We start from the raw sequence: 6,191 nt of genomic DNA on the forward strand, positions 1-6,191 counted from the left end.
TAAGATTAAAGTTAAATCCAGATTTGTTAAAAATTACAGTGTTTTGTGTGCTGGTTATTGCTATAATAACCAGCTCAAAAACAAACAAACTAAATCAACCAAATTAAACTTTTTGAGAAAAAAGATTAATTTTCTGTTCAATACAAGTTTATAATACTATAGACTTGTAATCTGGAAGTGTAGGTCTAGTGCGAAGGCTTTCGTTGATAATAGCCAACACTCTTTCTCTTTCAGCTCCATGAAGCGGTAATCTTGGTGCACGAACATACTCTGTTCCTAAACCTGTGGCAACTTCAGCCAGTTTTATATTTTGCACTAAAAGCGGATTAATATCTAATTCTAAAAGAGGTAAAAACCATCTGTAAATAGCCAAAGCTTCTTCGGCTCTTCCTGCTTTTGCCAGTTTGAAAATCGCAACAGTTTCGGCTGGGAAAGCATCCACTAAACCAGAAACCCATCCGTCAGATCCCATGAAGATACTTTCTAATGCCAGCGTATCAACACCAGATAAGATTTTTAATCTTCCGTTAAAACGGTTTATAATTCTTGTTACATTCGAAATGTCTCTTGTAGATTCTTTTACGGCTTGAATGTTGTCGAATTTTAAAATTTCTTCAAACATATCTAATGTTACTTCTATTTTATAATCTATAGGATTGTTATAAATCATGATAGGAAGTGAAGTGCTTTTTGCAATTTCAGAGAAATAAGTTACTGTTTCGTGACTTGCAGCATTGTAACGCATAGGAGGAAGTAACATTAAACCTTTTGCTCCATTTTTTTCTGCTTCGTTAGCAGCAAGAATCGCGGCACGAGTTGTTTGCTCGGCTATATTCATAATTACCGGAACTTGCCCGTTAACGATATTGATTGTCTCTTGAATTAATTCTTTTTTTTCCTCTTGTAATAATGTGCTTGCCTCGCCAAGTGTACCTCCTAAAATTATTCCAGAAACACCCGCTTCGAGTTGAGCTTTAACATTTACTTCAAACATATTGAAGTCTAATTTGTCATCGGCAGTAAATTTTGTGGTTACTGCTGGCATAACGCCTTTCCATTGAATACTCATAATTACGATTTTAATTTTTTCAAAAATATTTATAAGTAGTAAATATGTGCTTAGGGAAGTTATCACAAAAAGATACTATATTATCCGCTTTAGTATTAATTTTTAAAATTATTACTTAATATGTGTACATTTTTTTATATTTATCACATGTAATTAAATTGATTATGAAAGTATTTCCATTTAAGATTCCAAAAACTAAAGAAGATTCGTTAATTTATCAAGAGGATATTGAGTTTGTTTTCTATGATAAATTGCATCAGCACGAAGAAATACAAATCAGCTATATTGAGAATGGCGAAGGAACCATTTTTGTAGGTGATACTATTTCACCTTATCAAAAAGGTGATGTGGTAGTTATAGGCAGTAATCTGCCTCACGTATTTAGAAGTGATGCCAACACAGAAGAATTATCTGTAATGTTAACATTGTTTTTTACTGCAAATTCTTTTGGAAAGGATTTCTTTTCACTGCCCGCTTTAAAAGAAATTCAACCGTTTTGGGAGGGCTGTAAAAATGGTTTTGTGGTTAATAATCCGTCTAATAAAGTTATTAAATCCTTTAAAAAGATTAAATCGGTTAATGAATTTGATCGGTTTATGCTTTTTTTAGAAATAACAAAAAAGCTTTCGCAGGATAAAAAAACACCGCTTTCGAGTTATATATATGATAAAAAAATAACTGATAATGAGGGCAAGAGAATGCAGACGGTTTTTGAATATGTGATGACTAATTTTCAAAAAAATATTACGCTCGAGGAAATAGCTGCTTTATCGAATATGACCAAAAATGCATTTTGTAAATATTTTAAAGTGCGAACTAATAAAACCTTTTTTCAGTTTTTGATTGAAATTAGAATTGAGAGGGCAGGGAAGCTGTTGTCGAAATCGCAAGAACTTTCAGTTCTAGAAGTTTCTGAATTGTGCGGCTTTAATAATATTTCGAACTTCAATAGAAAGTTTAAGGAGATTAAAGGAATGTCTCCTTTAGTTTATCGGAAATCCCAAAGATTGAAATGGAAACAAAAGGTATAAACGTTGGCTGTAATTTTCAAAAAAAATGTTTAAACACATAGAAACATAGGTTTTATAGCTGGAAAAGAATACATAAAGAAATACATTTCTTTCGCATAGCCAGTCCCGAAGCTTCGGGATGCATTTAAAACAAGTGAAACGCCTTTTTTTTAGAACTCAGAGTCTATGTTTCTATGTGTTAAAATAATTACACATAATGAGTTAATAAAACAATTGAGTGCAAATAAAAAAGCTCCTTAAACATTCTTGTCTAAGGAGCTTTTGAGTTTTATGTCTTTTATTATTGAGGCTGCTGCTGTGTTACACAATGAACCATTCCTCCGTTTTTGTATAAATTTCGAACATCGATACCTACAACAGTTCTTCCAGGAAATAAGCCGGCAATAATGTTATTGGCAACAGCATCGTTTGGATCGTTATAGTTTGGAACTAATACTTTTCCGTTGGCAACATAAAAGTTTATGTAACAGCCTTTGTATCCTAGATTGGTGCCATTTGTAGTCACAACATCATTTTTTGATAATGGCAGAAATACTTTTGTATAGGCTTGATTGTTTTTGTTAGAAGCGCTGTACAATACATCTATATCTTTTTGCGTCAATCCCCAGTTCAATAAATCATCATTATTCATGGTAACCAATTTATTACCTGGAACAAATTTAGCAATACCGTCAATATGCATATCTGTTACATCTTCTTTGCTAAATCCGCCTTCTAACCAGATGAATTTTGTAGCTCCGTAGTATTTCGTAAAATTAGCTTCGGCTTGAGCCTGCGTCATACCTGCATTTCGAGTTGATCTATTTTTTTGGCTCAGTACAGAACTTTTTGTAGCCATCATTACACCGTTACCGTCTAATTCTACAGATCCGCCTTCGTTTACCATTGGTACGTTTACCGCTTTTATACCAATTTCACCAGCGATAAATGATGGGACTTTATCACATTTTTTATAGCCAAATTTTTCTCCCCATCCATTAAAACCCCAATCTTGAAGCACTAATTGACCAGATTGGTCTTTTGCAAAAATAGGACCGTTGTCTCTCACCCAAACGTCGTTTGTTTCGTGTATTTTAAAATTTACGTTAGTTAATGGCACACCGGCATTTGTCAGCAGAGTTTCAATTCTTGATTGTTCTGCTGCGTCATAAGCAATAATGTGAACTTTTTCTGTTGATTGAAGAGCTTTTGTCATCGCCACCCATGTCGCGTCTAAACTGTTGCGGTATGTAACGCCATATTCATATTGGTGGGGCCATTGCAGCCAAGTGCCTTCGTGCGGTGCAGATTCTTCGGGCATTGTATAAAGAACGTTAGTAACAGGTAAAGTTGGATCAGGATTTTGTGTTGATCCTTCGATTTCATTGCTGTCGCAAGCTGAAATTAAAATGGCAAAAGTCATTGATAAAATTGCTTTGTTGTACATTTTGATGTTTTAAATTATTGAATAAATGCGTTAAGGGTTCTAAAAATTATTCGACAAAGAGAATAATTTTTAAAACCCTGATAATTTTTTTTCTCCCAAATGAACTAGTTTGGGTACAGAAAGTTTGTTTTGTGCTTAATTTACCCAATTTTCTTACCTAATTTGGCAAGAAGTTCTTGTTTGTTTAATTTGCTAATAGGTATTTTATGAGTCCCAATAATGGCTAAATTTCCATCAATCAGTTCCACTTTACTTAAGTTGACAATAAAAGAGCGATGACAGCGATAAAAAAGCTGTTTTGAAAGTTCTTCTTCCATTGCCGTAAGAGCAATTAAAGTAATATATGTTTTTTTCTCGGTTACAATTTTTACATATTTATGAAGGCCTTCGATAAACAATATGTCGCTCAAAAGAATTTTGATGTGCTGATGACTGGATTTTATAACTATCGATTGATCTATAACTGAGGCTTCAGATGCTTCTTTACTTTCGTTTTCTAGTTTTAATAATTCCAGCGCTTTGGCTGCAGCCTTATAGAAACGCTCAAAAGTTATGGGTTTTAGTAAATAATCTATAATGTTTAATTCGTAACCATCTAAAGCAAATTCAGAATAAGCAGTTGTAAAAATTACTTTTGGCGGATTTTGAAGTGACTTTAAGAAATCGATTCCAGACAAATGCTGCATTTGAATGTCTAGAAACAGTAAATCGACTTTATTTGTTTTTAAATAATCGTCAGCTTCAAGTGCCGACGAGCATTCGCACACAATTTCGAGCTCAGGAATATGCATTAAATGAGTGCGTATTAAAGTACGGGCTAAAGTTTCATCATCGACGATGGCACATTTATATATTGTCTTTGTTTCCATAAAAACGTAAACTTACTTTATAGATTGAATCGATGTCGTCGGTACTTAATTGGTAATTGTCTCCAAACAGATTTTTGAGCTGCGATTCTAGGTTTTTTAATCCAATACCTTGATTTTTTGATTTGGGCTGAAAAGAATTAACAACACTAAACTCAATTTTATTGTTGGCAGCAGTAAGAATTATGTCGACGAAACCATTTTTATTTTCAATAATATCTCCATGCTTAAAAGCATTTTCTATTAGGGTAAGAAGCAATAAAGGAGGAACCTGCGTTACAGAGTTGTCGTTAGAAATGGTAAAGCTGATATTTTTCATTCCTGCAATTTCTCGGTATTCCTGAATTTGAAGGTATTTGTGAATTATTTCTATTTCTGACAGCAGAGATATGCTTTTCTTGTCGCCTTCATATAAAAAATAACGAAGTATATCAGCTAAACAAGCAAGCATTTTGGGAGCATTGTCACTTTTTATCAATGTTAGTGCATAAATGTTATTAAGTGCATTAAAAAGAAAATGTGGACTAATTTGTGATTTTAACAGCATCATTTCGGTTTGCAATTTTTCATTTTCTGCCTGCAGGCGAAGTTGTTTTTCGGTAAAATATTTATTGAAAAACCAAACAATATAAGAGATGAAAAGATAAAGCGAATGGTTTAGAAGGAATGAAATAAATGATTTTAGCAAATCATCATCATACAAAACAATATTCAATCCAGTGCTGTAATAGATTAAAAAGCTAATACTTAACAACAGAATTAAAGCTGATACATAAGCTGTTTTTCCTTTTTTATTCAAAACAAAAGGCAGGAGAATGAATAGGTTAATGTAAAATTCAGAGCAAAAAGCAGCAACTTCAAATGAAGTATAAAGAATACTCTCTTTTAGATTGTAAAATGAAGCTATGTAATCAAATACATACAATGAGATAAACAACCAAAAAAGCAGATGGTAGTAAATTTTATTCATTTGACTCTTAATTTTATGCAAAGTAATTAATTTAGAAGCAACATTGAATAAAATAGAATAATTTTAAATCTGTTTTTAGGGATAATCATTATTAACTATTTTTTTATAAAGTCAGAAACTTTTAGGAGTTTTAAGAAGTTAATAGATTATTGTTGTAAAAGTGCAAAGTCGCTCCCGAAGGCTTTCGGGATTGCGCAGTACTTCTCATGAACACTTTTCGGAGCAGGAACATTTATAAACAAACGGATGAAAACAAGAAAAATAAATAAAAGAGTAAATATAATCCTGAGTTTCGGACTGTTTTTCTCTATGTTTTATCTTTATGGTCAGACTAAAGTAAATTATGTGGATCGTGACTATAGAATAAAAAAGTACCAAAAAGAGATGATAGAATATTTAATTGAGAATAATCAATTTGGGACTAAAAGCAGTAGAGAAATTAAAGTTAGCGAATACGTAGGTAAGATTGGAATCGTAAAAATAATGGAGATTTTTCCTATTTCACCTGAAAAGAACAATGTTTTATTAGTTCGCTTTTTTTCGCTAAGTTCACATGCTAATAACTATTGGGGTATATTGGAAACGAATAGTAAGTTCTTATTTTATTTTAATAAGAAGAACAACTTCGAAGTAGAAAACTATTTGCAAAGGTATAATGTAAAAAACGCAAAAAAATATATTAAATTATATCAAGATATTTGATGAATGGGATCATCCCGAATTGAAAGAAAATCAAATTTTTGATGAAATTAAAAATTAGGGTAATTTACCCGCTCCGCAAAAAGTTCTCGTAAAAAGCTGCACAACTTGCTCCGCAAAGAGTTCTTAT

6 protein-coding genes are annotated in these 6,191 nt (G+C 32.3%); 2 read left to right on the forward strand and 4 right to left on the reverse strand.

What is annotated here, in order from left to right; translation table 11 throughout:
- Positions 1-148 precede the first annotated feature (148 nt).
- On the reverse strand, positions 149-1,069 hold the full coding sequence (locus BOW55_RS13475; RefSeq protein ID WP_129024542.1) for a dihydrodipicolinate synthase family protein: 921 nt from the start codon (positions 1,067-1,069) through the stop codon (positions 149-151).
- Between the two features lie 164 nt (positions 1,070-1,233).
- Between BOW55_RS13475 and BOW55_RS13480 the strand changes: the two genes are divergently transcribed.
- Positions 1,234-2,100 (forward strand): AraC family transcriptional regulator, encoded by an 867-nt coding sequence (locus tag BOW55_RS13480; protein WP_129024543.1) that lies wholly within the window; start codon positions 1,234-1,236, stop codon positions 2,098-2,100.
- Positions 2,101-2,380: 280 nt separating this feature from the next.
- Here the strand turns inward: BOW55_RS13480 and BOW55_RS13485 are convergent, their stop codons facing one another.
- The 3 genes from BOW55_RS13485 to BOW55_RS13495 all read right to left on the reverse strand — a co-directional run bounded on the left by BOW55_RS13485 (position 2,381) and on the right by BOW55_RS13495 (position 5,362).
- Positions 2,381-3,526, reverse strand: a complete 1,146-nt coding sequence (locus tag BOW55_RS13485) for an agmatine/peptidylarginine deiminase (protein WP_241686560.1) — start codon at positions 3,524-3,526, stop codon at positions 2,381-2,383.
- 140 nt (positions 3,527-3,666) lie between these two features.
- A complete protein-coding gene (locus BOW55_RS13490) occupies positions 3,667-4,395 on the reverse strand; it encodes a LytTR family DNA-binding domain-containing protein (protein ID WP_129024544.1) in 729 nt (242 codons plus the stop codon).
- Positions 4,373-5,362: a sensor histidine kinase gene (locus BOW55_RS13495; protein WP_129024545.1), complete on the reverse strand. Its 990-nt coding sequence runs from the start codon at positions 5,360-5,362 to the stop codon at positions 4,373-4,375. The genes BOW55_RS13490 and BOW55_RS13495 overlap by 23 nt, the downstream gene beginning before the upstream one ends.
- Positions 5,363-5,608: 246 nt before the next feature.
- Here BOW55_RS13495 and BOW55_RS13500 point away from each other — a divergent pair, with 246 nt between their 5' ends.
- Positions 5,609-6,064: a hypothetical protein gene (locus tag BOW55_RS13500; protein ID WP_129024546.1), complete on the forward strand. Its 456-nt coding sequence runs from the start codon at positions 5,609-5,611 to the stop codon at positions 6,062-6,064.
- The last annotated feature ends 127 nt before the right edge of the window (positions 6,065-6,191 follow it).

Origin of the sequence: Flavobacterium sp. YO12 (assembly GCF_004119495.1) — a bacterium.
GTDB lineage: Bacteria > Bacteroidota > Bacteroidia > Flavobacteriales > Flavobacteriaceae > Flavobacterium.